Origin of the sequence: Psychroserpens mesophilus (assembly GCF_050617655.1) — a bacterium.
GTDB lineage: Bacteria > Bacteroidota > Bacteroidia > Flavobacteriales > Flavobacteriaceae > Psychroserpens > Psychroserpens mesophilus_A.
In genome coordinates, this window is sequence record NZ_JBODQC010000050.1 from 1 (window position 1) to 402 (window position 402).

Sequence of the window (402 nt, forward strand, 5' to 3'; positions counted from 1 at the left end):
TGGAGGATGCCAAGAAGAACCTGATCCGTATCCCCCTGAACAAGGGAACCCTTCCGCATGAGCAGAAAGGCAAATACGGGGGCGCCCGGGTCTATATCCAGCCTGCTTCCCACGGTACCGGTGTGATTGCCGGGGGTGCGGTACGCGCCGTACTCGAAGCCGTAGGCGTACAGGACGTACTGTCGAAGTCCCAGGGGTCTTCCAACCCGCACAACGTGGTGAAGGCGACATTCAACGCCCTGCTGCAATTGCGGGACGCGAATACCGTTGCCAAGCAGCGCGGCATTTCCCTGGAGAAAGTATTCAACGGATAAGGAGCAGACAGATGGCTAAGACCAAAGTACGACAAGTAAAGAGCAGCATCAAGCGTCCTCAGGACCAGAAACGGACCCTGGAGGCCCT

The 402-nt window shown here is 57.7% G+C and carries 1 pseudogene; it reads left to right on the forward strand.

Annotated features, from left to right (window positions below):
• Window positions 1-314 (forward strand): annotated as a pseudogene (locus ACRHNM_RS16280) (30S ribosomal protein S5); the annotation flags it as partial.
• Between the last annotated feature and the right edge of the window lie 88 nt (window positions 315-402).